General features: G+C 67.2%; 23 protein-coding genes. 10 read left to right on the top strand and 13 right to left on the bottom strand.

Features of this window, described 5'->3' with window-relative positions; all coding sequences use genetic code 11:
• Window positions 1–3: 3 nt before the first annotated feature.
• The 5 genes from glgC to ubiA all read right to left on the bottom strand — a co-directional run bounded on the left by glgC (window position 4) and on the right by ubiA (window position 8437).
• On the bottom strand, window positions 4–1266 hold the full coding sequence (gene glgC, locus QE360_RS03330) for a glucose-1-phosphate adenylyltransferase (RefSeq protein ID WP_309699279.1): 1263 nt from the start codon (window positions 1264–1266) through the stop codon (window positions 4–6).
• A 78-nt stretch (window positions 1267–1344) separates the two neighbouring features.
• On the bottom strand, window positions 1345–3498 hold the full coding sequence (glgB, locus tag QE360_RS03325; protein ID WP_309699277.1) for a 1,4-alpha-glucan branching protein GlgB: 2154 nt from the start codon (window positions 3496–3498) through the stop codon (window positions 1345–1347).
• Window positions 3495–5927 carry a glycogen/starch/alpha-glucan phosphorylase gene (locus QE360_RS03320; RefSeq protein WP_309699275.1) on the bottom strand — a complete coding sequence of 811 codons (2433 nt, stop codon included), beginning with the start codon at window positions 5925–5927 and terminating at the stop codon, window positions 3495–3497. Before QE360_RS03320 ends, glgB begins: the two co-directional genes overlap by 4 nt.
• Window positions 5928–6017: 90 nt before the next feature.
• Window positions 6018–7328 (bottom strand): Nramp family divalent metal transporter, encoded by a 1311-nt coding sequence (locus QE360_RS03315; RefSeq protein WP_309699273.1) that lies wholly within the window; start codon window positions 7326–7328, stop codon window positions 6018–6020.
• A 200-nt stretch (window positions 7329–7528) separates the two neighbouring features.
• Complete coding sequence (gene ubiA, locus QE360_RS03310) at window positions 7529–8437, bottom strand: 4-hydroxybenzoate octaprenyltransferase (protein WP_309699272.1); 909 nt, start codon at window positions 8435–8437, stop codon at window positions 7529–7531.
• 29 nt (window positions 8438–8466) lie between these two features.
• Between ubiA and QE360_RS03305 the strand changes: the two genes are divergently transcribed.
• On the top strand, window positions 8467–8670 hold the full coding sequence (locus tag QE360_RS03305; protein WP_309692589.1) for a hypothetical protein: 204 nt from the start codon (window positions 8467–8469) through the stop codon (window positions 8668–8670).
• A gap of 67 nt (window positions 8671–8737) precedes the next feature.
• Here the strand turns inward: QE360_RS03305 and QE360_RS03300 are convergent, their stop codons facing one another.
• Together QE360_RS03300 and ppk2 are read right to left on the bottom strand one after the other, a co-directional pair.
• Window positions 8738–9745: a glycosyltransferase family 2 protein gene (locus tag QE360_RS03300; protein WP_309699270.1), complete on the bottom strand. Its 1008-nt coding sequence runs from the start codon at window positions 9743–9745 to the stop codon at window positions 8738–8740.
• Window positions 9746–9870: 125 nt separating this feature from the next.
• Window positions 9871–10638: a polyphosphate kinase 2 gene (gene ppk2, locus QE360_RS03295; protein ID WP_309699268.1), complete on the bottom strand. Its 768-nt coding sequence runs from the start codon at window positions 10636–10638 to the stop codon at window positions 9871–9873.
• Between the two features lie 76 nt (window positions 10639–10714).
• Between ppk2 and QE360_RS03290 the strand changes: the two genes are divergently transcribed.
• Both QE360_RS03290 and QE360_RS03285 read left to right on the top strand, forming a co-directional pair.
• Complete coding sequence (locus QE360_RS03290) at window positions 10715–11458, top strand: 16S rRNA (uracil(1498)-N(3))-methyltransferase (RefSeq protein WP_309699266.1); 744 nt, start codon at window positions 10715–10717, stop codon at window positions 11456–11458.
• A gap of 45 nt (window positions 11459–11503) precedes the next feature.
• On the top strand, window positions 11504–12877 hold the full coding sequence (locus tag QE360_RS03285) for a glutamate--cysteine ligase (RefSeq protein ID WP_309699263.1): 1374 nt from the start codon (window positions 11504–11506) through the stop codon (window positions 12875–12877).
• 90 nt (window positions 12878–12967) lie between these two features.
• Here the strand turns inward: QE360_RS03285 and QE360_RS03280 are convergent, their stop codons facing one another.
• Both QE360_RS03280 and QE360_RS03275 read right to left on the bottom strand, forming a co-directional pair.
• Window positions 12968–14236, bottom strand: a complete 1269-nt coding sequence (locus QE360_RS03280) for a DUF1295 domain-containing protein (protein ID WP_309699261.1) — start codon at window positions 14234–14236, stop codon at window positions 12968–12970.
• 38 nt (window positions 14237–14274) lie between these two features.
• The gene (locus tag QE360_RS03275; protein WP_309699259.1) at window positions 14275–14739 is read right to left on the bottom strand and encodes a hypothetical protein; all 465 of its coding nucleotides are present in this window, start codon (window positions 14737–14739) and stop codon (window positions 14275–14277) included.
• Between the two features lie 160 nt (window positions 14740–14899).
• Here QE360_RS03275 and QE360_RS03270 point away from each other — a divergent pair, with 160 nt between their 5' ends.
• Complete coding sequence (locus QE360_RS03270; RefSeq protein ID WP_309699257.1) at window positions 14900–15103, top strand: hypothetical protein; 204 nt, start codon at window positions 14900–14902, stop codon at window positions 15101–15103.
• A gap of 29 nt (window positions 15104–15132) precedes the next feature.
• Here QE360_RS03270 and trmB read toward each other — a convergent pair whose 3' ends face one another.
• A complete protein-coding gene (gene trmB, locus QE360_RS03265; RefSeq protein WP_309699254.1) occupies window positions 15133–15813 on the bottom strand; it encodes a tRNA (guanosine(46)-N7)-methyltransferase TrmB in 681 nt (226 codons plus the stop codon).
• Between the two features lie 64 nt (window positions 15814–15877).
• Between trmB and QE360_RS03260 the strand changes: the two genes are divergently transcribed.
• Entirely contained in the window at window positions 15878–16687 is an 810-nt protein-coding gene (locus QE360_RS03260; protein WP_309699252.1) for a formate/nitrite transporter family protein, read from the top strand.
• A 48-nt stretch (window positions 16688–16735) separates the two neighbouring features.
• Here the strand turns inward: QE360_RS03260 and metK are convergent, their stop codons facing one another.
• Both metK and lnt read right to left on the bottom strand, forming a co-directional pair.
• Window positions 16736–17935 carry a methionine adenosyltransferase gene (gene metK / locus QE360_RS03255; RefSeq protein WP_309699250.1) on the bottom strand — a complete coding sequence of 400 codons (1200 nt, stop codon included), beginning with the start codon at window positions 17933–17935 and terminating at the stop codon, window positions 16736–16738.
• A 41-nt stretch (window positions 17936–17976) separates the two neighbouring features.
• Window positions 17977–19515 carry an apolipoprotein N-acyltransferase gene (gene lnt / locus QE360_RS03250; RefSeq protein WP_309699248.1) on the bottom strand — a complete coding sequence of 513 codons (1539 nt, stop codon included), beginning with the start codon at window positions 19513–19515 and terminating at the stop codon, window positions 17977–17979.
• 402 nt (window positions 19516–19917) lie between these two features.
• Here lnt and QE360_RS03245 point away from each other — a divergent pair, with 402 nt between their 5' ends.
• Genes QE360_RS03245 through QE360_RS03235 form a run of 3 tightly spaced genes read left to right on the top strand, consistent with a single transcriptional unit; the run spans window position 19918 to window position 21319 of the window.
• A complete protein-coding gene (locus tag QE360_RS03245; protein ID WP_309699246.1) occupies window positions 19918–20349 on the top strand; it encodes a VOC family protein in 432 nt (143 codons plus the stop codon).
• The gene (locus QE360_RS03240; RefSeq protein ID WP_307102839.1) at window positions 20346–20648 is read left to right on the top strand and encodes a polyhydroxyalkanoic acid system family protein; all 303 of its coding nucleotides are present in this window, start codon (window positions 20346–20348) and stop codon (window positions 20646–20648) included. Before QE360_RS03245 ends, QE360_RS03240 begins: the two co-directional genes overlap by 4 nt.
• 41 nt (window positions 20649–20689) lie before the next feature.
• Complete coding sequence (locus QE360_RS03235; RefSeq protein ID WP_309698094.1) at window positions 20690–21319, top strand: LysE family translocator; 630 nt, start codon at window positions 20690–20692, stop codon at window positions 21317–21319.
• Window positions 21320–21370: 51 nt separating this feature from the next.
• On the opposite strand, the gene QE360_RS03230 is transcribed toward QE360_RS03235, so the two are convergent.
• A complete protein-coding gene (locus QE360_RS03230) occupies window positions 21371–22702 on the bottom strand; it encodes a sorbosone dehydrogenase family protein (RefSeq protein WP_309699243.1) in 1332 nt (443 codons plus the stop codon).
• Window positions 22703–22940: 238 nt separating this feature from the next.
• On the opposite strand from QE360_RS03230, the gene QE360_RS03225 reads away from it, so the two are divergent.
• Both QE360_RS03225 and QE360_RS03220 read left to right on the top strand, forming a co-directional pair.
• The gene (locus tag QE360_RS03225) at window positions 22941–23774 is read left to right on the top strand and encodes a hypothetical protein (protein ID WP_309699241.1); all 834 of its coding nucleotides are present in this window, start codon (window positions 22941–22943) and stop codon (window positions 23772–23774) included.
• A gap of 323 nt (window positions 23775–24097) precedes the next feature.
• Window positions 24098–24376 carry a hypothetical protein gene (locus tag QE360_RS03220; RefSeq protein WP_309699239.1) on the top strand — a complete coding sequence of 93 codons (279 nt, stop codon included), beginning with the start codon at window positions 24098–24100 and terminating at the stop codon, window positions 24374–24376.
• The last annotated feature ends 69 nt before the right edge of the window (window positions 24377–24445 follow it).

Raw genomic sequence — 24445 nt, 5'->3', positions numbered from 1 at the left:
CTTTCAGTTGGCCAGACGGTCGATCATCGGCTGGGTGATGAGGCAGATGCCCTTGTCGGTGCGCCGGAAACGCTGTCCGTCGAGCACCGGATCGTCGCCGACCACCAGCCCGTCGGGAATCCTGACGCCGCGATCCAGGATCACCCGCCGCAGCCGCGCGCCGCGCCCGATATGGCAGAAGGGCAGGACCACCGCCTCGTCCAGCATCGCGAAGCTATGCGTGCGCACGCCCGTCGACAGCAGCGAGCGGTGGATGGACGACCCCGACACGATGCAGTCGCCCGCGACCAGGCTGGCCACCGCCGATCCGCGCCGTCCGTCGATGTCATGGACGAACTTGGCGGGGGGCGTGATCTCCGCATAGGTCCAGAGCGGCCAGCTGCGGTCGTACAGGTCGAGCTGCGGCACCACGTCGGTCAGGTCGAGGCTGGCCTCCCAATAGGCGTCGACCGTGCCGACATCGCGCCAATAGGCGCCGGGCTCGTCGCTGGAGCGGACGCAGGAGGCGGAGAAACGGTGCGCCTGGGCTTTGCCGTGGGCGACCAGATAGGGGATGATGTCCTTGCCGAAGTCGCGGCTCGACCCCGGCGTGGCGGCATCGCGGCGCAGCTGCTCGAACAGGAAGGATGTGCGGAAGACATAGATGCCCAGCGACGCCAGCGACACGTCCGGATTGCCGGGGATGGAGGGCGGATCGGCGGGTTTTTCGACGAAATCGACGATGCGGTCGCTCTCGTCGACATGCATCACGCCAAAGGCGCTCGCCTCGGTCCGCGTCACCTCAAGACAGGCGACGGTGACGTCGGCACCACTGTCGCAATGCTGCTGGAGCATCAGCTCATAGTCCATCTTGTAGACATGGTCGCCCGCCAGGATGACCATGAATTCGGGCGCATAGCTCTCGATGATGTCGATATTCTGGAACACCGCGTCGGCGGTGCCCTCATACCATTGGAATTCGCTGATCCGCTGGCTGGCGGGCAGGATGTCGAAGCTCTCGTTGCGTTCGTCGCGCAGGAAGTTCCAGCCGCGCTGGAGGTGGCGGATCAGCGAGTGCGCCTTGTACTGGGTCGCGACGCCGATGCGGCGGATGCCGGAATTGATCGCGTTGGACAGGGCGAAGTCGATGATCCGCGCCTTGCCGCCGAAATAGACAGCGGGCTTGGCGCGGGTATCGGTCATCTCCATCAGGCGACTGCCGCGGCCGCCCGCCAGCACATAGGCCATGGCATCGCGCGCCAGCGGTTGTCCGCGCCTCAGGTCCATCGTCCGTCTCCCATTCTTCTGTCCGTATCGCAACGCGCCGGCCACGCGTTGATATTCGTGAAAAGGTCTAAATCTGGATCATCCGTCGAACCGCAGGATGACGGTGGCGAGCGGCGGCAGGGTGATCCAGGCCGCGCCGTCGCTGGCATCCACGCCCCCCATATTGCCCAGCCCCGATCCCCAATATTGGGCCGCGTCGGAGTTCAGCACCTCGGTCCAGCGGCCGTCATGCGGCAGCGGCAGGCGATAGGGCGCGCGGGCGACCGGGGTCATGTTGGCGACAACCGCGACCGGCTTATCGCCCGGCGCCTTGCGCAGCCAGGCGAAGACCGAATGCGCACTGTCGTCGGCGACCAGCCATTCGAACCCCTCGGGCTCGCAATCGCGGGCGTGGAGCGCGGGCGTCTCGCGGTAGAGATGGTTGAGGTCGCGGACCAGCGAGCGGACGCCCTCATGCGCATGGCTGGTGCGCAGATGCCAGTCGAGCGCGCGCGCCTCCGACCATTCCTCGCGCTGGGCGAATTCCTGGCCCATGAACAGCAGCTTCTTGCCCGGATAGCCCCACATGAAGGCGTAATAGGCGCGCAGATTGGCGAATTTCTGCCAGTCGTCGCCCGCCATCTTGGTCAGCAGGCTGCCCTTGCCGTGCACCACCTCGTCATGGCTGAGCGGCAGGACGAAATTCTCGTCGAATGCGTAATGCAGCCCGAACAGGATCTCGCCATGATGGTGCCGCCGATGCACCGGCTCGCGCGCCATATATTGGAGCGTGTCGTGCATGAAGCCCATGTTCCACTTGAACCCGAAGCCCAGCCCGCCGTCATGCGCGGGGGCGGAGACGCCGGGCCAGGCGGTGGATTCCTCGGCGACGGTGAAGACGCCGGGATGCTGGCCGTAAACCTGCCGGTTGACCTGGCGGAGAAACTCGACCGCTTCCCAATTCTCGCGGCCGCCCTGTTCGTTGGGCACCCATTCGCCGTCCTTGCGGCTGTAATCGCGGTATAGCATCGAGGCGACGGCATCCACGCGCAGGCCGTCGATATGGTAACGCTCGGGCCAGAACAGCGCGTTGTTGACCAGGAAGCTCGAAACCTCGCGCCGCCCGAAATTATAGATGGCGGTGTTCCAGTCGGGGTGGAAACCCTGGCGCGGGTCCTCATGCTCGTAGAGCGCGGTGCCGTCGAAATGCGACAGGCCGTGCGCATCGGTGGGGAAGTGCGCGGGCACCCAGTCGAGGATCACGCCGATCCCGGCCCGGTGCGCGCCGTCGACGAAGCGCGAAAACCCCTCCACATCGCCGAACCGCGCCGAGGGGGCGTAGAGGCCGGTCGTCTGATAGCCCCAGCTGGGGTCGTAGGGGTGTTCGGAAATGGGCAGGAATTCGATATGGGTGAACCCCATCTCGACCACATAGGGGATCAGCCGGTCGGCCAGCGCGTCCCAGCTCAGATACCAGCCATTCTCGTCGCGGTCCCACGACCCGGCATGGACCTCATAGATGCTGATCGGCACGCGGCGCGGATCGACGCCCGCCCAATGCTCGCGATGCTCCTTGTCCTGCCAGCGATGCTCGGGCGGGGCGGTGGTGATCGAGGCGGTCTTGGGGCGGAGTTCGGCGGCGAAGGCGAAGGGGTCGGCCTTCATCGGCTGTTCGGCGCCGTGGGGCCCGTGGATCGCGAACTTGTAGGCGCGCCCCTCGCCGATATCGGGGATGAAGATTTCCCAGACGCCGACATCCAGGCGGCGGCGCATGACATGGCGGCCGGGGTTCCAGTCGTTGAAGTCGCCGACCACCGCCACCCGCTCGGCATTGGGGGCCCACACCGCGAAGTGGACGCCCGCCACGCCCTGATGCTCGATCAGATGCGCGCCCATCTTGTCATAGAGGCGGAAGTGATTGCCCTCGCCCATCAGGAAATCATCGAGCGGCCCCAGCACCGGGCCGAAGCTGTAGGGATCGGTGATCCACCATTCCGCGCCATGCCCGCTGGCGCAATATTTGACCGGCTGCGGCTCGCCCGTCACCGCGCCCTCGAACAGCCCGCGCGCGTCGACCTGCTTCAGTTCGCCCAGCCGGTTGCCCGCCAGGTCGAAGGCGGTCACCCGTTCCGCCCCCGGCACCACGGCGCGAAGGAACGTGCCGCCCGGTCCCTGATGAGGTCCCAGCAACGCGAAGGGATCGGCGTTGCGGCCCTCGATCAGGGCTTCCAGAGCGGCACGGGGTGGCTTCACATCACGTTCCAGATTTCCTCGGCATATTGCCGGATGGTGCGATCGGAGGAGAACCATCCGACTTTCGCGACATTGTGGATGGCCGAGGTCGCCCAGCCCGCCTGGTCCTGCCAGCGGGCATCGACCTGGCGCTGCGCGGCGGCATAGGCATCGAAATCGGCGGCGACCATGAACCAGTCGCCATCATACAGCCCGCCCATCAGCCCGGCATAACGGCCGGGTTCGTCGGGTGAGAACACGCCCGAGGCGATGGCGGAGACGGCCTGGCGCAGTTCCGGGCTGTTCTCGATCACCTCGCGCGGATTGTAGCCGTCGCGGCGCTTGGCGGCGACCTCGTCGGCGGTCAGGCCGAAGATGACGATATGATCGTCGCCGACATGCTCCTTGATCTCGACATTGGCGCCGTCGAGCGTGCCGATGGTCAGCGCGCCGTTGAGCGCGAACTTCATGTTGCCGGTGCCCGACGCCTCCATGCCGGCGGTCGAAATCTGTTCGGACAGGTCGGCGGCCGGGATGATCTTCTCGGCCAGGCTGACATTGTAGTTGGGCACGAACCCGACCTTCAGCAGATGGCCGACGCTGGGGTCCGAATTGATCCGGCGGGCGACGTCGTTGGCCAGTTTGATGACCAGCTTGGCATTGTGATAGCTCGACGCCGCCTTGCCCGCGAACAGCTTCACGCGTGGCGTCCAGTCGCGCTCGGGATGGCTGCGGATCTGGTCGTAGAGCGCTACCGTCTCGATGATGTTCAGCAGCTGGCGCTTATATTCGTGGATGCGTTTGATCTGGACGTCGAACAGCGCATCGGGGTCCACGCGCAACCCGGTCGACTCTTTGAGATAATTTGCCAGCCCCACCTTGTTGGAACGTTTGATGGCGAGAAACCGTTCCCTGAAATTCGCGTCTTCCGCAAATTCCGTGAGCGCTATCAGTTTTTCCGCGTCATCCTCGAAGCCTGGCCCGATCGCCTCGCGGATCAGCGCGGTCAGCTGCGGGTTGCATTGCTGCAACCAGCGGCGCGGGGTGATGCCGTTGGTCTTGTTGTTGATCCGCGTCGGATAGAGGTGGTGCAGGTCGGCGAAGACCGTCTTCTTCATCAATTCGGTATGCAGCGCGGCGACGCCGTTGACGCTGTGGCTGCCCGCAAAGGCCAGGTTGGCCATGCGCACCCGGCGCTCGCCGCTCTCGTCGATCAGGCTGATCGCGGCGATGGCGCGGTCGTCCACGCCCTCCATTGCCCGCGCCTCGCGCAGCAGCTTGGCGTTGATCGCATAGATCAGCTGCATGTGGCGCGGCAGCAGCCGCTCGAACAGGTGCAGCGGCCAGCTTTCCAGCGCCTCGGGCAGCAGCGTGTGGTTGGTATAGCCGAAGGTGCGGCGGGTGATGTCCCACGCCTGTTCGAAGCCCAGGTCGTGATGATCGATCAGCAGCCGCATCAGCTCGGCGACCGACACCGCCGGATGGGTGTCGTTCAGCTGGATCGCCGCCTTGTCGGGCAGGGTCCGGATGTCGTGGAAATACTGGATATGCCGCCGGACGATGTCCTGGATCGAGGCGGAGGAGAAGAAATATTCCTGCCGCAGCCGCAGCTCTTGCCCGGCGGGTGAGCTGTCCGAGGGATAGAGGATGCGGACCAGCGTCTCCGCCGCCAGCTGTCCCGCCAGCGCGCCGGTATAATCGCCCGCGTTGAAGCGATCGAGCCGGATGGGGTCGATCGCCTGCGCGGTCCATAGCCGCAGCGTGTTGACCCGCTTGCCGCGCCAGCCGACGACGGGGGTGTCGACCGCGATCGCCTCGATCGCCTCGCCCGGCTTCCAGTGGACCGCGCCCGTCTCGGTGCCCACCACCTCGCCGCCGAAGCCGACGAAATAGGCGCTCTCGCGACGTTCGAACTCCCAGGGATTGCCGTGGCTCAGCCAGGTCTCGGGCAGCTCGACCTGCCAGCCATCGTCGATCCGCTGGCGGAACATGCCGTTCACATAGCGGATGCCATAGCCATAGGCGGGCAGGTCGAGGCTGGCGAGGCTTTCCATGAAGCACGCCGCCAGCCGTCCCAGGCCGCCATTGCCCAGCGCGGCGTCGGGTTCCATCTCCTCCAGATCGGCCAGGTCGACGCCCAGCGACTGGAGCGCGCCCGCGACCTGCGCCATCACCCCCAGATTGGACAGCGCGTCGCGCAACAGCCGCCCGATCAGGAACTCCAGGCTGAGATAATAGACTCGCTTGGCGCCCGCCGCATGCGCTTCGCGGGTGGAGGCCATCCAGCGTTCGATGATGTCGTTGCGCACGGTCAGGATGGTTGCGGCCAGCCAGTCGTGGCGGCGGGCATTGGCGGCATCCTTGCCGATCCGGTGGACCAGCGTGTCGACGATCGCATCGGCCAGCGGTCCGGTATCGTCGACGTGCAGGGTGGTGATGGTGGTCGTCATTGATTCGGCGATCCCTGTGTCCCAGTTCTCGCCAGATTAACGGGGCCCGATCCGAAGTCACGCGCCAACCTCTCGCCACCGCGAAACCATTCAGCCGGTGGCGATTCCCCAGAGCAGGGTGAGGTTGAGGACGATGATCGTCGCCGCGATGATCCAGGCCAGGATGCGCAGCCAGACCGGGCTGGCGAACGGTCCCATCATGGCCTTGTTCGCGGTGAAGCGGACCAGCGGCACCACGGCGAAGGGCAGTTGCAGGCTGAGGATCACCTGGCTGAGCACGAGGAGCCTGGTCGCCCCCGCCTGGCCGCTGGCGCCGACGACCAGCACGGCGGGAATGATCGCGAGGCCGCGGGTGATCAGCCGCCGCAGCCAGGGCGCGAGCCGGAGGTCGAGGAAACCCTCCATCACGATCTGCCCCGCCAGCGTCCCCGTCACGGTCGAATTCTGGCCCGAGGCGAGCAGCGCCACGCCGAACACCACGCTCGCCGCGCCCGCGCCCAGCATGGGGGCGAGCAGGCGATAGGCCTGGTCGATCTCGGCGACGTCGGTGCGGCCCGCGACATGGAAGGTCGCCGCCGCCACGATCAGGATCGCGGCATTGATGAAGAAGGCGAAGAACAGCGCGACCGTGCTGTCGATCGTCGCCATCCTGATCGCGTCGCGCTTGCCCTCGGCGGTCAGGCCGAAGGCGCGGGTCTGCACCACCGAGGAATGGAGGTAGAGATTGTGCGGCATCACCGTCGCGCCGAGAATGCCGATGGCGATGTACAGCATCGCCGGATCGGTCACGATCCGCGTCGTCGGCACGAACCCCGCCAGCACCGCGCCCGGATCGGGGCGCGAGGCGATCAGCTCATAGAGGAAACAGCCGCCGATGATGAGGAGGAGCGCGATGATGAACGCCTCGACCTTGCGGAAGCCGTAACGCTGGAGCGCGAGGATCAGGAAGACGTCGAATCCGGTGATCAGCACGCCCCAGACCAGCGGCAGGTCGAACAGCAGTTGCAGCGCGATGGCGGTGCCCAGCACCTCGGCCAGGTCGCAGGCGATGATCGCGATCTCGCACAGCAGCCACAGGATGCGAGAGACCGGCTTGGAATAGGCCGCGCGGCATGCCTGCGCCAGGTCCAGCCCGGCGGCGATGCCCAGCCGCGCCGACAGTGCCTGGAGGATCATCGCCATGATGTTGGACAGCAGGATGACCGACAGCAGCGCATAGCCATAGGCCGATCCGCCCGCAATGTCGGTCGCCCAGTTGCCGGGGTCCATATAGCCGACCGCGACCAGATAGCCCGGCCCCGCAAAGGCGAACAGCCGCCGGAGGAAGGACGCGCCTTCCGGAATGGCGATCGAGCGATGGCTTTCGGCAAGCGAGCGGGTGGCGGGCGTGGCTACGGTCATCGACCTTCAGATGTGACGGAGTTTCCGCAACGCGACAACCCGCCAAAGCGTTGCGCTGGGTAAGTTTGGCGAGGGTTTTCAATTCTTCCCCTGCAAGGGGAGGTGGCAGGGCGAAGCCCTGACGGAGGGGTGTCGCGCTACCGAGAGGGGGACACCCCTCCGACGCGCTGCGCGCGCCACCTCCCCTTGCAGGGGAGGAATCAGAGGGACGACCCCACCACCGCACAGGCCAGCGCCATCAGCAGCCCGGCGAAGCGGTTCGAGCGGAACCGGTACAGCGCCCCGGCGCCGTCATCGGGCGTCAGCGTCGCGACCTGCCACCCCAGATGCAGCGCCACCGGCACCAGCGCGGCGACCGCCAGCACGTCCGGCCGCACCAGCCAGATCGCCCCCGCCCAGCACAGCAGCGCCACCGCATAGAAGGCGCCCACGCCCGGCTTCACATAGGCCCCCATGCGCAGCGCCGAGGAGCGCACGCCGATCAGCGCATCATCCTCGCGGTCCTGCAGCGCATAGATGGTGTCATAGCCGATCACCCAGGCGATCGACCCGGCATAGAGCAGCCAGAGCGGCGCGGAGAGCGCGCCCGCCACCTCGGCCCAGCCGACCAGCGCCGCCCAGCTGAACACCATGCCCAGCCAGGCCTGCGGCCACCAGGTGATCCGCTTCATGAAGGGATAGGCGGCGACGGGCGCCAGGCTGGCGAGCGCGACGAGGGCGGCCAGCGGGCGCAGCTGCACCAGCACGACCAGCCCGATCAGGCAGAGCGCGACCAGCCAGATCGCGGCCAGCTTCACCGATACCAGGCCGGAGGGGATGGGCCGCGCGCGGGTCCGGGCGACCTGCGCGTCCAGATCGCGGTCGACAATGTCGTTGAAGACGCAGCCCGCGCCGCGCATCGCGATCGATCCCAGCAGGAACCACAGGATCAGCGGCAAGCGATCCGGCAGGCCACCCGCCAGCGCGATCGCCCAGACGCCGGGCCAGAACAACAGCCACCAGCCTATCGGCCGGTCGAACCTAGCCAGCAGCGCCAGCCCGCGCAGGCGGGGCGGCAACCGCCCGACCAGTCCCTTATGCTCGCTATCGGGTACGATCTCGATGGTCATTCGCATCGCCTATGGGGGCGACCCGTGGCGTGCAAGCCCGTTCGCGGCTATCCTGCGTCGGTGATCCTCCCGCCATCTTCCGTTTCATGATCGGCCTGTCGGTCGCGGTCGGCCGTTTCGTCGAGGCCCTGTTCTGGGCGATCCTGCGCGTGGCGGGGATGGTGGGCGGCGTCGTACTGGCCGTGGCGCTCGCCCTCGCGCTGGCATGGTGGCTGATCCGGCGGCGGCGCTAGGGCCGATCCCTTCCTTCCCTCGCCCCTCACAGAGGGGAGAAGACACAATCCTGAATGTCGATCCGCCTTAGGCCGCCAGCGTCGCCAGTTGCGAGCGGACGATGTCGAGGCTCTGCTGCGCCAGATGGCTGCCGCGTCCGGCGACGCTGCCGTCCAGGTCGGGACGCTCGCCGATGGCCAGACAGCGTTCCCATGCGCTTTGCGCCAAGGGCAGCCAATGGCCGATCGCCTGTGCCGGATCGGCCATCGCCTGATCGAACAGCACATCCCCCAGCACATAGAAATAATCGGGCGACTCGGGCCATTGTCCGAATTCGGCATCGGCCAGCGCCACCGCATCGGGCAGCCGCCCCGCGCAGGAGAGGAGCGGGATGGCGGCGGTGACCAGGGCGTGCCGCCAACCCGCCTCGCGCGGGGCCGTCGCCAGCGCGCGCATCACATAATCGCATGCCATCGGCAGGTCGCGACGCGCCTGGGCCTCCATGCCGAACTGGAACATCAGATAGGGATTGTTGGGCTGCTCGGCGAGTTCGCGCAGCAGCAGCGCATAGTTGCGGTCGCGCTTCCTGGCCTTCTGGGCGGCCAGATAGCCGTCATGGCCGATGTGCAGCGGGATGCGCGCCTGGGGGGCGAGGGAGACGACCTGTTCGTGGACCCGCCCCTCGTAACGGGCGCCGCGCGGCAGCAATCGCGGAATCCAGCAGCGCGTCGGGTCGGCGCTGCCCTCCACGGCATTCTCGATACAGGCAAAGCCCAGCCGCGGCGGCCCGGCACACCAGCGGCGCAGCCGCTTGCCGCCGTCGCGAATCCACTCGTCGGCGTCGAGCACCAGGTTCCAGTCGGTATCGGCCAGGTCCAGCACATGGTTGCGCGCGGCGGCGAAGTCGTCGGGCCAGGGCAGGTGATGCACCTCGGCCCCCGCCGCCTGCGCGATGGCGACGGTGTCGTCGGTCGACCCGGTGTCGAGCACCACCATGCGGTCGACCCAGGGGGCGATGCTCGACAGACAGCGGGCGATGCAGCGCGCTTCGTTCCGGGCGATCAGCGTCGCGGCGATCCGCGGGGAGGAAGGCATTCGGGTCGGTCCTCGATGAGGGCGTTTGCCGGGATAAAGCCATGTCTTGGTAAAGATCGGCCTAAGAGGCTGTCCGAAAACGTCCCGAGGTCACGTGTCAGCGGCACCGGTCCGCGCGCCGCCGCCTATCGCGCCAGCCGACCATCCTCCAGCGCGGCCATGTCGAACGCGAACAGCAGTTCGGGGTCGGGCGCGTCGACCGTGTCGGCGATCCTGGCGGGCGCGATGCGGTGGAGGATGTGGCGGATGATCGCGATCCGCGCGTCCTTCTTGTCGTCGGCGCGCACCACATGCCACGGGGCGAAGGGGGTGTGGGTGCGGGTCAGCATCGTGTCGCGCGCCGCCGAATATTCGGCCCATTTGGCCTGCGCGACCTTGTCCATGTCGGACACCTTCAGCGCCTTGAGCGGATCGGTGCGCCTGGCCTCCAGCCGTTCGGCCTGCTCCTTCTTCGAGATGTCGAGCCAGATCTTGACCAGCCGGATGCCGCTTTCGACCAGCATCCGTTCGAAATCGGGCGCGTCGCGCAGGAACGCCTCCTGCTCGGTGGCGGTGGAAAAGCCCATCACGACCTCGACGCCGGCGCGGTTGTACCAGCTGCGGTTGAAGATCACGATCTCACCCGCCGCGGGCAGATGCGCGACATAGCGCTGAAAATACCATTGGGTGCGTTCGCGGTCGGACGGCTTGGGCAGCGCGACGACGCGGGTCGCGCGGACCGAGAGATGTTCGGTGATCCGCTTGATCGTCCCGTCCTTGCCCGCGCCGTCGCGGCCCTCCAGCACGATGACGACGCGCTCGTCCGATTGGGCGTCGGAGCCCGTCATCGCCATCTGGGTACGGACCAGCGCCAGTTGCAGCGCCTCCAGCTCCTCGTGATAATGTTTCGCCATCGATACCTCCTTGCCGCAGGAAACGCCCGGCGCTGCAAAAGTGGCAAGCCGCGCGCGAGCCGTGTAAGCGGACCCCATGCCCGCTACTCCCGCCTGGCCGCCGCAATCCACGCCCCGCCTGTTCGTCGACCAGATGCTGGGCGAGGGGCCGATCCGCATCGACGGACCCGCCGCGCATTATCTGGTCTCGGTGATGCGCACCAAGGTCGGCGATCCGGTCAAGCTGTTCGACGACCGGACCGGCGAATGGCTGGGCGTCGCGGCCTCGGTCGGCAAGCGCGACCTGACGCTCGACGTGACCGAGATGCTGCGCGCGCGCGAAGCGGTGCCCGATCTGTGGCTGTGCGCCGCGCCGCTCAAGAAGGGGCGGGTCGACTGGCTGGCCGAAAAGGCGTGCGAGCTGGGCGTGGCGCGGCTGGTCCCCGTCGTCACCCGCCGCACCGTGGTCGACAAGCCCAATACCGAACGGCTGCGCGCGCACATGATCGAGGCGGCCGAGCAATGCGGCCGCACCGCGCTTCCCCAAGTGGCCGAGCCGGTAAAGCTGCCCGCGCTGCTGCGCGACTGGCCCGAGGGTCGGGCGCTGTTCTTCGCCGACGAGACGGGCGGCGTGCCCGCGCTGGAGGCGATGCGCGCGCATGACGGCCCGGCGGCGATCCTGATCGGGCCGGAGGGCGGCTTCGACGCCGAGGAGCGCGCGGCGATCCGCGCGCATCCGGGTGCGATCGGCATCGGCCTGGGGCCGCGTATCCTGCGCGCCGACACGGCGGCGGCGGCGGCGGTGTCCCTCTGGATGGCGGCGGCGGGCGACTGGCGTTGATTCAGCCTATGGCGTCTCCGCGCGCGCCCGCGTAAGGCGCGGTTCATGAGCACCAAGACCGCGAGCACCGCCAAGGGCGCCATCATCGAGTCGCGCGATCAGCTGATCGCAAGCTTTGCCCGCGGCGAGAAGCCGAGCGACCGCTGGCGGATCGGCACAGAGCACGAGAAGTTCGTCTATGCGCTGGGCGATCATCATGCCCCCTCCTATGACGAGGCGTCGGGCATCCGCGCGCTGCTGGGCCAGCTCGAACAATATGGCTGGGCCCCGGTCCTGGAAGGCGACAACGTCATCGCGCTGACCGGCGCCGACGGCTCGATCAGCCTGGAGCCCGCCGGGCAGTTCGAGCTGTCGGGCGCGCCGCTCGACAATCTGCACCAGACCTGTGCCGAGACGGGCCGCCACCTGCAACAGGTGAAGGCGGCGGGCGACACGCTGGGCCTGGGCTTTCTGGGCCTGGGCATGTGGCCGGACAAGACCCGCGCCGAGCTGCCGATCATGCCCAAGGGGCGTTATGCGATCATGCTGCGCCACATGCCGCGCGTCGGCTCGCTCGGGCTGGACATGATGCTGCGGACCTCGACCATCCAGGTGAACCTGGATTACGCGTCCGAGGCCGACATGGTGAAGAAGTTCCGCGTCGGGCTGGCGTTGCAGCCGCTGGCGACCGCGCTGTTCGCCAACTCGCCCTTCACGGAAGGGAAACCCAACGGCAAGCTGTCCTTCCGCAGCCATATCTGGTCGGACACCGACCCCGCGCGCACCGGCATGCTGCCCTTCGTGTTCGAGGACGGGTTCGGCTATGAGCGTTATGCCGACTATGCGCTCGATGTGCCGATGTACTTCGTCTACCGCGACGGCAAATATATCGACGCGGCCGGGCTGTCCTTCCGCGACTTCCTGAAGGGCGAGCTGTCGGTCCTGCCGGGCGAGCGGCCGACGATCGACGACTGGAACGACCATCTGTCGACCGCCTTTCCCGAGGTGCGGTTGAAGACCTTCCTGGAAATGCGCGGGGCCGATGGCGGTCCCTGGAACCGCATTTGCGCGCTGCCCGCGCTGTGGGTCGGATTGCTGTACGACGATGCGGCGCTCGATGCCGCCTGGGATCTGGTCAAGGGCTGGTCGCTGGACGAGCGGCAGGCGCTGCGCGACGCGGTGCCCGAGCTGGCGCTGGATGCCCCGCTGCCGGGCGGCGGGCGGCTGCGCGACATTGCGGGCGAGGTGCTCGACATCGCCCATGCCGGGCTCGCCGCGCGCGGGCGGCTGAACGGGGCGGGGGATAACGAGACCGGCTTCCTCGACCCGCTGCGCGAGATCGTCCGCTCGGGCAAGGTGCCCGCGCAGGTGCTGCTCGATCGTTATCACGGCGAATGGGGCGGGGACATCTCGCGGGTCTATGGCGAGGCGAGCTTCTGAGGGAGTCGCCTGGGCTTCGACTTCGCTCAGCCTGAACGGATCATAGGGAAAAACCTCCGTTCAGCCTGAGCGAAGTCGAAGGTCAAGGGCTCACCCCCGCCCCGAAACCCACCGAAAGAAGCGCGGCACCAGCCCGTACCGCGCCATCCAGTCATCATAATCCCGATACGCCGGATCGGCCGACAGATGCCGCTCCTCGGTCTTGGCGCGCCAGTAATAGACCCCGCTGACCGCGCCGAGCAGCAGCGTGCTGCGCATCGCATCCCCCCAGCTTCCGGTCGACAGGACCGGCACGGTCGCGATCCACCAGAAGATGTTCTTCGACAGATAGGCCGGATGCCGCGAGACCGCATAGGGGCCATGGGTCAGGATGCCCCGGTGCGTCAGGTTGGAGAAGCGAAGCCCGAACGCCACCGTCGCCCAGGCATAGATGGCGGTCAGCGCCACCAGCACCGCGCCGATCGCGGCCAGCATCACCGGATGCCCGGCGAACCAATGGCTCCACGGCGCGGTGCCGGGGCGATAGTCGAGCGGTCCGCCATCGGTCATCAGGATCGTCGGCGGGTAGCAGATCAGCGCCGCCATCCACGCCGCCGCATAGGGATTGGCCGAGCGGATATGCGCATCGAGCGGTCGCATGGTCAGCATATAGCCGACGGTCGCAAAGGCCACGTCGATCAGGAACATCAGCGTGATCAGCCAGTTGGCCAGCGCCACCGGATCGCGCATCAGGGTCGGCAGGTCGCCGTCGACAAAGGCGGCAAATCCCCCCGGCACCACCCCCAGCATGAAGGCGAGGAAAAAGGTCTTCACCCCCCAGGCGCGCAGATGCGCGTGGATCGCCTGCGGCTCGACGCCCTTCTGCCCGGTCAGCCAGGCCCCCAGGCTCCACGCGCCGTCCCTAGGCTCGACCAGCCGCCGGTCTAGCCACAGGACATAGGGGATCGACCCCAGGAACAGCACGGGCGCCAGCCATCCCAGGCACCACATGGCAAAGGCGAAGCTGCCCTGCCAATAGAAGCGGAACGTCATGTAGATCAGCGCGATACCCGCAAAGGTCGCCCAGAAACCGGCCAGCTTGGTCAGGCTGATGTCCAGCGTCTCGCGGGGCTTGCGCGGATTGGCCCAGTCGATCCCGGTCGAGGGGTTGCGATGCACCCGGTCGACCAGCAGCGACCACAGGATCATCGGCACCGCCACGGCGACCAGATGGGTCAGCGCGGCATAGGGCCCGTCGAGATGGCGGGAATAGGCAAAGCCGAGCCAAGCCAGCGACCCCGCCAGTCCCGCCAGCCCGACGCCGTGCCCGACCGCCGAGGCGGGGCGGGGCGGGCGGGGCGGGGCGGCGGCTTCGGACATCAGGCGGGCACCCCTAGCGCAATTTGGTAAGCGAGGCGTTAGGCCGGATCGGCCTCGGGCTCCGTTTCCAGGATTCGCCGGATTTCATCCTGTTCGATCCCGAACGCCGCGGCCAGTCCGCCCAGCGACGCGCCCCGCTTGGCCAGTTCGCGAATCCGCCCCTCATCGACCAGCGTGGCATAGCCGCGCGTGTCGCGTTGCTCGCGCACCACGTCCTTGCGACCCGAGGTGCGGTGGCGCTTGGCGGCGGCGGCATGCGGATCGCGCGCGGCGGCGGCCATTTCCTGTTCGCGCCGGGCGGTCCGCTCGGCCTCGCGCGCCGCCGTGTCGCGCACGCGATTGGCCATGCGGGCCTCCATCCGGTCGGCCATGATCGCGGCCCGCTCGCCCGCCCGGGCTTCGCGCGCCTTCGCACGGGCGGCGGCCCGTTCCTCCAGACTGTCGTTCGTGCGCACGCGCAATCCGCCGCGCGGTGGGGACACGCCCCAGCTGTCATCGACCAAGATTCAGGCTTTCCACCATCATATCCGCGCCCGGCTCTATAGCGCCACGCCCCCGTGGTGCCAGTCCCGATCGGCGAACCCGTAACGGCGGCATGCGACGAGGCAACCGCAACGCGATCCGCTTGTTATCTCCGATAATAATCCAGGATGGGAGGATGCGATGGACCCGATGTTCGACCCGGATCTGATCGAATTTATGGACGATGCGACCCTGCTGACCGCGCTGGCCACCATCGCGGTCGCGCCGGAGCGGGGCGACCGCACCGTCATCCTCGCCGAGATCGCCCGGCGCGACCTGGGACCGCTGACGGTCTCGCACGACCCGGCGCCGACCTCGCCGATGATCGCCCAACTGCGCGCCTGACCGCCCAGGGCCATCAGGCGCGCCCCCCGTCACTGGCGGATATACCGGAAATACCACACCTCATGCCCCTGCCGCCGGGCCTTGCGCTCGTAACGGGTTTCGGGCCAGTCGGCGGGGCGGGTGAGGAAGTCGGCGGGGGTCCGCGCCTGCCAGGTGAAGTCGGTCCGCGCGTTCATGATCATCATCGACCAGTGGCAATAGGTCGGATCGTCGGTGCCCAGCCGGAATTCGCCGCCTGATTTCAGCTTGCGGGCGATGGTGTCGAGCGGACCGTGGTTCATCATCCGGCGCTTGGCGTGGCGGGCCTTGGGCCAGGGATCGGGATGGAGCAGGTACACGCGGTCGAGGCTGGCATCGGGCAACCGCTCGATCACCTCCAGCGCGTCGCCCATGTGCAGGCGGACATTGGTCAGGTCGCGGTCGCGGATATGACCCAGCGCGCCGACCACCCCGTTCAGGAACGGCTCGCATCCGATGAAGCCGGTGCCCGGCGTCGCCTCGGCCTGGCCCGCCAGATGCTCGCCCGCGCCGAAGCCGATCTCGACCTGGAGCGGGCGCGCGTCGCCGAACAGCCGCACGGCGTCGAGCGGGCCGTCCTCGGGCACGCTGAGGGTGGGCAGCATGTCCTCGACCAGCGCGGCCTGACCTTGGCGCAGCTTATGGCCCTGTCGCCGGCCATAGAGGCGGCGGATCGTCGTCGGATCGTTCATCGCGCGCCCTTAGCGCGGGGAGGGGGCGGGAGCCAAGACCGTGCGCGCGCGTTGCTGGCGGGGAATGGATCAGGATGACAGCAAAGCCGAGGGCAAGGCGCAGAAAGCCGCCGATGCCAAGGATCTCCACCGTGCGGTGCGCGAGGCGGGGGAGAGCGAGCTCGACCGCCCCGCAGGCGCGCTGTTCTGGTCGGGGCTGGCGGCGGGAATCGCGATCCACAGCTCGCTGATCGCCGAGGGCGCGCTGCATGCGGGTTTGCCCGAGGCGCCGTGGCGCGAGCTGGTCACGGCGCTAGGCTATCCGGTCGGGTTCCTCGTCGTGATCCTGGGGCGGATGCAGCTGTTCACCGAAAGCACGATCACCGCGATGCTGCCGCTGGTGACCAGGCCATCGGGCTGGGCGTTGCAGCGGACGCTGCGATTGTGGGGGATCGTGCTCTTCGCCAACCTGATCGGCACCGCGCTCGCCGCCGGGATGGTTGCGGGCGGGGCGCTGGGCAATCCGGAGATTCGCGAGGCGATGATCGCGGTGTCGGCGGGCATTCTGGACCTGAACGGGTGGCAGACGTTCATCAACGCCATCCCCGCCGGTTTCCTGATCGCGGTGGTCGCCTGGATCCTGCCCAATGGCCGGAACCAGGCCTTCTGGATCATCCTGGCGATCACCTATGTCATCGCCATCGCCGGGTTCAGCCATTCGATCGTCGGCGCGGACGAGACGTTCCTGCTGGTCTTCACCGGGAAGGTCACGATCGAACAGGCCGTGTTCGGGCTGATGCTCCCGGCGATCCTCGGCAATCTAGTCGGCGGAGCGGGCCTGTTCACGCTGCTGGCGCATGGCCAGGTGCAGGGCGAGACGCCGGACCAGCCATGAAAAAGGGGAGCCGAAGCTCCCCTTTCGCGTCATTCCTCGGTGATCGGATCAGGCGACGGCGCCCTTGATCCGGTCGACCAGATCGGTCTTTTCCCAGGTGAACAGCGCGCCTTCGGCTTCGCGGCCGAAATGGCCATAGGCGGCGGTCTTGGAATAGATCGGCGCGTTGAGCTTCAGGTGCTCGCGAATGCCCTTGGGCGTCAGGCGGACCAGCTTGGGAAGCGCGGCTTCCAGCTTGGCTTCCTCGACGGTGCCGGTGCCGTGCAGGTCGACATAGACCGACAGCGGCTCGGCGACGCCGATCGCGTAGGACAGCTGGATGGTGCAGCGCTTGGCCAGGCCCGCCGCGACGACGTTCTTGGCGAGATAGCGCGCGACATAGGCAGCCGAGCGGTCGACCTTGGTCGGATCCTTGCCGCTAAACGCGCCGCCGCCATGCGGAGCCGCGCCGCCATAGGTGTCGACGATGATCTTGCGGCCGGTCAGGCCGGCGTCACCATCGGGGCCGCCGATTTCGAACAGGCCGGTCGGGTTGACGTAGATCTGCTTGTCCTCGGGCAGCCAGCCTTCGGGCAGGATTTCGGTCAGCACCGACTTCACATAGTCGCGAAGCTTGGCCTGGCCCGCCTCGTTCGACAGCTCGGCCGAATGCTGGGTTGACACGACGATCGCAGTCGCGCGGACCGGCACGCCGTTTTCATATTGCAGCGTCACCTGGCTCTTGGCGTCGGGCTCCAGGAAGGGGGCCGCGCCGGAGTGGCGGTCGGCCGCCATCTTTTCCAGGATCTTGTGGCTGTAATAGAGGGTGGCGGGCATCAGGCCGGGGGTCTCGTCGGTCGCGTAACCGAACATGATGCCCTGGTCGCCGGCGCCTTCGTCCTTGTTGCCGCTCTCGTCCACGCCCATCGCGATGTGCGCCGACTGGCCGTGCAGGTTGTTCGAGAAGTCGAAATTCGCCCAGTGGAAGCCCGACTGCTCATAGCCGATCCGCTTGACGGTATCGCGCACGGTCTGCTCGATCTCTTCCAGCGCGCCCTCGGCCCACTGGTCGTTCTCGAACACGCCCTTGCAGCGGATCTCGCCCGCCAGCACGACCTTGTTGGTGGTGGTCAGCGTCTCGCACGCGATGCGCGCTTCGGCATCCTTGGACAGGAACAGGTCGACGATCGCGTCGCTGATCTGGTCGGCGACCTTGTCGGGGTGACCTTCGGAAACCGATTCCGAGGTGAAGATGTACGAGTTCCGCATTCTCGTCCTCATAAGGATATAAAGATAGCTTTATATCGGTCCTAGCGGGCGCGGCGGCGGATGGCAACGCCGATCGCGGCCAGCGCCGCCGCGATAGCCAGCGCCAGCATGTTGCCGATCCGCGAGAAGGGCGTCGGCGGCAGGGCGGCGGGCAGCGGGGCCTGCGCCGCGCCGGTCACCAGATGCGGGACGGTCGCGACCAGCCGGCCATCGGCGGCGATGATCGCGGAGATGCCGTTGGGCGTGGCGCGCAGGATGGGCAGCCCTTCCTCGATCGCGCGCATCCGCGCCTGCGCCAGATGCTGCGGCGGGCCCCAGCGGCCGAACCAGGCGTCGTTGGACGGGTTGAACAGCAGGCGCGGACGATGCGCCTCGTCCACCACCTGGCCCGAGAAGATGATCTCGTAGCAGAGCTGCACCCCGACGGGCCCGAAATTCGGGACGCGCAGGTTACGTGGGCCGGGGCCCGCGCTGAAATCCATGTCGCCGGGGACGAGCCGCGCCAAGCCCAGCGGCTTGAGCAGCCAGGGCATGGGCAGATATTCGCCATAGGGCACCAGATGCGCCTTGTCATAGCGGCCGGTGATCTGCGCCGCCGGGCTGATCGCGAAGACGCTGTTGGTCGCGCTGACCACCCGGCGGCGATCGGGCGAGAAGTTCAGCGCGGTGCCGCCGACCAGCCCCGTATCGCGCGGGCCCAGCACGCTGGCGATCCGGCGGCGATCCCAGAAGGGCGGGGCATAGTTGAACCCGAAATAGGCCCAGTCGGGATAGCCGTCCTCGATCATGTCGCGCACCACGCCCTCGGGCCAGACGACCAGGCGCGGGCGGGGACCGGGGCGGCCCGACAGCGCGATCAGCCGCTCGAGCATTTGCGGCCCGTCACTCTCGCCGCGCTGGTCTTGGCTGACATTGGGCTGGACGACGCGGACCAGCGGCGCATCGGCACCGGGCTCGGGCGCGCGGGTGAGCGGGGCGGACAGGGCGGCGAGCGCGGTCGCGGGCACCATCACGGCGGCCGGACGCCAGTCCCGGCGCAGCGCCAGCCAGATCGCCCCCGCCAGAAGCACGGTGAGCCCCGACAGCGCATAGGTGCCGACAAAGGCGCTCATCCGCGCCACGCCGATCACCGGCAGCCAGACGACCGACACCGGGTCCCAGGCATAGCCGGTGAACAGCCGCGCGCGCAGATATTCGGTCGCGATCCAGGCCGCGGCGAAGATCAGGACATAGGCGGTGTCGGCCCGTCGCCCGCGAAACCGCCACGCGACGCCCGCCGCCGCCATCGGAAACACCGCGAGATACAGCGCGAGGCCGACCGCCGCGAAATAGCCCAGCACCGGCGGCATCTTGTCCTGAAAGTCGAAGGCGTGCTGGAACCAGTTGTTGTTGACGGTGAAATGCCCGACCCCGAACGCCCAGCCGCGCCACAGCGCCGCCCGCATGGTCGGCGCGTCCTGCACCAGCGCGAGCAGGACGATCAGCCCGGCCAGCATCAGCGGCCAGAAGTCGAGCGGGGCAAAGCCGCAGGCGGCGACGGCCCCGGCGATCAGGGCGAGGAGGGCGGGATAGCGGGTCACGGCGGCAGGATATGGCGCGTGGCCATGACAGGAGCAATGCGGGAGTTCGCAATCCTCCCTGGGGCCGATCGACATTCAGCGATGCCTTTCCTTCCCTCGCCCCTCGCAGAGGGGAGAGGGTTGCGCAGACTTGGCCTTTGCGAAAGCAAAGGCTTAGTCGGAGCTGGGTGAGGGGTGAATGCGCGCAGCGCGCGAGCCTTTGGGCTCGCTGTACCCCTCACCCAAGCTGCGCTAGCCAGCAAGCTTCGCTAACCTTCTCCCCTGTCCAGGGGAGAGGGCAAGAAGGCGCAATCGTGAACGTCGATCTGACCCCGCCCCCTCCACCCTGCTGCGTATGTGCAAGCGAGCCGTGCCGGGGAGGAAAGGGTGGCAAAACGCACCCTGCCTCCCTAGCTTCCCTCCATGACCCTGCGCCCCTTCCACCTCGCCTTCCCGGTCCACGACCTGGCCGCCGCCCGCCATTTCTATGGCGAGATTCTCGGCTGTGCCGAGGGGCGTTCGAGCGATCACTGGATTGACTTCGACCTGTTCGGGCATCAGATCGTCGCGCATCTCGACCCCGCCGCACAGCCGGTCGCGGTGGAGAATGCGGTCGACGGCCATCAGGTGCCGGTGCCGCATTTCGGCGTGGTGCTGACCATGGCGGACTGGCAGGCGCTGGCCTCACGGGTCGAGGCGGCGGGCGTGACGTTCGGCATCGCGCCCTATGTCCGCTTCCGGGGCCAGCCCGGCGAGCAGGCGACGATGTTCTTCCGCGACCCCAGCGGCAACGCGCTGGAGTTCAAGGCCTTTGCCGATGATAAGATGCTGTTCGCCACGGAGATGCCCGCATGACCGCGCCCATTTCGCTCGATATCCCGCACAAGCTCGGCAAGGAGGGCGTCCGTCAGCGGCTGGACGGCGGCATCGGCAAGATCGGCCGGATGATCCCCGGCGGCGCCACGGTCGAGCATCGCTGGGACGGCGACACGATGCACTTCACCGTCGGCGCGATGGGCCAGACCATCGGCGCGCAGGCGACCGTCTATGACGACAAGGTCCATGCGGTGGTGAACCTGCCCGCCTTCCTGTCGCTGTTTTCCAGCCAGCTGGAAGCGGTCATCCGGTCGGAGGCGCCCAAGCTGCTGAAGTAGGGGCGCACGCGCGGGCTCATCGGGAAAAAGGGGGGGGAATGATGGCACTGCATACATGGTGGCTCTTCGTCGGGGCGGTGTTCCTCCTGTCGGGCACGCCCGGCCCCAACATGCTGCACATCATGACCCGCTCGGTCGATATGGGGCTGAGGCGCAGCACGGCCGCCATGGCCGGATGCCTGAGCGCGGTGGTGATCGTGCTGGCCGCGTCTGCTGCGGGGCTGACGACCCTGCTGCTGGCGCTGCCCGGCGCGTTCGAGGTGATCCGCTATGCGGGCGTCGCCTATCTGCTGTTCCTGGGGATCAAGGCGTGGCGCGCGGACGTCGCGCCGGTCGATGTCGGTGACGGTGCGATCCCGCCCAGCCTGTCGCACCGCGCGGTCTTTCGCGGCGGCTTCCTGATCGGGATCAGCAACCCCAAGCTGATCCTGTTCGCCGTCGCCTTCCTGCCCCAGTTCATCAATCCCGCCAGGGCCCAGATGCCGCAATTCGCGATCCTGGTCGCCACCTTCGCGGTGATCGAGGGGCTGTGGTATGCGGTCTATGCGCTCGGCGGGCGTTCGCTGTCGCGCTATCTGGGCAGGCCGTCGGTGAAGCGCGCGTTCAACCGCCTGACGGGCGCGATCTTCATGGGCTTCGGCCTGGCGCTGCTGAAGGTGAAACCCGCCTGAGCGGGCCCTGAGCGGGAGGGTGGGGCCCGGACCGACCGGACCCCTCCGACCTTACTGGGCGGCGTGGACCTTCCACACGACATTGCCGACATCGTCCGCCACCAGCAGGCCGCCCGTCGCCTTGTCGACGATCACGCCGACGGGGCGTCCCTGCGCCTCGCCCTTGGCGTTGAGGAAGCCGGTGACGACATCGACCGGCTTCACCCCCGGCACCGGAAAGCCGTTCGCGGCGAACGGCACGAACACGACCTTGTAGCCCGAGGGCGGCTTGCGGTTCCACGAGCCATGCTCGCCGACGAACACGCCCTGGGCGAAGCGGTTGCCCAGCCTGGCCCCCTGTGCGAAGGTCAGGCCCAGCGCCGCGACGTGCGGCCCCAGCGCATAGTCGGGGCGCTTCACATATTGCTGGAGCGCGGGGTTGGCGGGCTGGACCCGGTCGTCGGGATAGCCGCCCCAATAATACCAGGGCCAGCCGAACTGGTCGCCGAACTCCACCTGCGTCAGATAGTCGGGCGCCAGGTCCGAACCGAGCATGTCGCGCTCGTTGACCACGGTCCACAGCCGCCCGTTCTGCGGGTTCAGCGCCATGCCGTTCGGGTTGCGCAGGCCCGAGGCATAGATCCGCCAATTCTTGTCCTTGGGCCAGACCTGCAGGATGGCGGCGCGGTATTTCTCGGCCTCCATGCCGTTCTCGGCGACGTTGCTGGCCGATCCGACCGAGACGAACAGCGTCTGGCCGTCGCCCGAGGCGATGACGTTACGCGCCCAGTGGTTGCCCGCCGGGTTCAGCGGTACGACCTTTTCGGGGCGCGCGGTGATCCTGGTCTCGCCGTCGCGATACGGCACGCGCACCAGCGCATCGGTGTTGCCGATGTACAGATAGCCGTCGAACAGCACCATGCCGAAGGGCGAGTTCAGCCCGGTCAGGAACGGCGTCTTCAGATCGGCCACGCCGTCGCCATTGGTATCGCGCAGCAGCGTGATCCGGTTGGCCGACGGCACCGCCGCGCCCGCCCGGCCGAAGAAGAAGTTCATGACCCGCTGCACGATCCCGGCATTGGGCCGGGGCGGCGAGTTGGTTTCGGCCACCAGCACGTCGCCATTGGGCAGTTCGTACAGCCAGCGCGGATGGTCGAGCCCGCTCGCAAAGGCCTGGATCGCCAGCCCCGGCGCCACGCTCGGCTTGGCCTCGTTCGCCCAGCCCACCGGCTTGGCGATGTCGACGGTCGGGATCACCTGTTCACGCGGTGCCCCGATGGTCGGCTGCTTGCCCGCCACCTGGTCGACGCTCAGCCGGGCCGTGTCGGGCCAAGCCAGCCAGACGACGATGGCGATGCCGATCAGGACGATGATGCCGGATACGATCAGGACGTGTTTGCGCATCCCTCGAGGATAAGCGGGGCCGCGTGCGGGGGGAAGGCACTAAGGCGACGCGTGCCCAATTTTTCGCAGGCGGAGGGAAGGCGTGTCAGGGTTGCTGACAGATTCGGGCGCAGTTCGTTGATAGGATGTTACGAGGCGAACCAATATCCAAGCAATTCCAGTACTTCTGGAAAGTATTCGCAAAATGTATAATTTCCTATCATAACAGGATCGGCTCAAACCTATCGGGGGTAATGGAGTGTTCAAGATATTCATGCTGGCCGTCGCGGCGTTTGCGCTGCCGACCGTGCAAGCATCCGCTTCCGCTCAGGATAAATCCAATGCCCAGGCGACCGAAAAGACCGGTCAATCGGGTGAAGTCGTCGTCCAGGGCAGCAACGATCGCAACGCGCCGCCGCCGCCGGGGATCAACAAGGTGATTACCGGGCAAAGCTTTGCGATCGTGGCCGACCGTTCCGCCCGATTCGCCAAATGCGCGAAAAATCTCGATGCCAAGATGCTTGGTCCCCTGATTGATGGCGACATGAACAGCGCGCCGCAGACCTATGCGCTCGACCGGATCATCCGGGCGAACAGTGGATGCTATTCGGACCTGCCCTTTGCCAGCGCGCCGCCACAGCTGGGGGAGTGCAATCCCGTCGCGCAGCAGGACATCGTGACGTGCCGCAACCTGTACGATCGTGGTGCGCTGCTCGAAGAGGCGATGGCACGCTATGCCCCCGATGCCACGCTGAGCGAAGCGGACGTGAACAATCCGGCGATCCAGCAGCGGCTGAACATGCGTGAGGCGGGGCGCAACGCCCGGCGCATTCCGAGCGATCGGCTGTTGTTCCAAATCGGCATCTGCATGACCCGGCTGCGCCCCGATCTGGTGACCCGCATGGTCCAGGCGCATGGCAATCCCGCCTTGCAGGAACGCCTGACCCTGATGGTGCTCGATCAGGCCCGCCCGTGCGTCGGCAATGCCAAGAAGGTGACCATGGAGCCGATCCAGCTGCGCTATTATCTGGACGACGCCTTTTACCGCTGGGTCGTGGCGGCACGCGACGTGGGTACGCTGCTCGAATCGTGATTTGGCCGCCGACGCCTTGGGGAGCGCGTCGACGGCCGTCGAAGGCGCGAAATGTCAGGGAGTTTATTTCGCGCCCTCGAACTTGGAAGCTTGGGCTTCGATCATCCTGAACGATGTTGGGATTTCCCGCGCGCCGTTCTGATCGTCAGAGCATCCATAAGCGAGTCGGTTTGACTGGCATAATGCATTAAAATGGCTTCAGTGATCGGGTGGCTGATTTATTCGGCGGCGTAGGTAAATCCGAAACGAATGCGAGAGTCATTGCGTACGACCTGACCAGGCCTAGCATCCTCATGCCACATGGCATGTTCAGGGAGGCCAAGATGACGAAGATTGTGCTGTCCATTCCAGGGTTCGCCGCACTGGCGACGGTTGCCATTGCGGGGGCGGCCACGCCAGCGCTGGCACGGCCGACCTGTCAGCAGGAGGTGGAGATCCGGTGTTCAGGCTATGACTTTGCCGGTCAGCCGCGCCTGGACATCCATTACTCCAGCTATGAGCAATGCGTCGAAAGCGAAACAGCGGTCCGATGCACCGCACCGCGCGATGGTTCGGAGACTGCCAACCTGATGCGTTTCCGATCCCCGCAGGCGCGGGGATGAACAGGGGCGGTTTGCCGGGGCGTCCGGCAAACCGCCCACCATATCGCCGTGGTGAAGGGGACTGACCAG

Source organism: Sphingomonas sp. SORGH_AS_0789 (assembly GCF_031453055.1).
Classification (GTDB): Bacteria; Pseudomonadota; Alphaproteobacteria; order Sphingomonadales; family Sphingomonadaceae; genus Sphingomonas.
The sequence above is the reverse complement of the archived record's forward strand: the minus strand, read 5'-3'. Positions and strand labels throughout refer to the sequence as shown.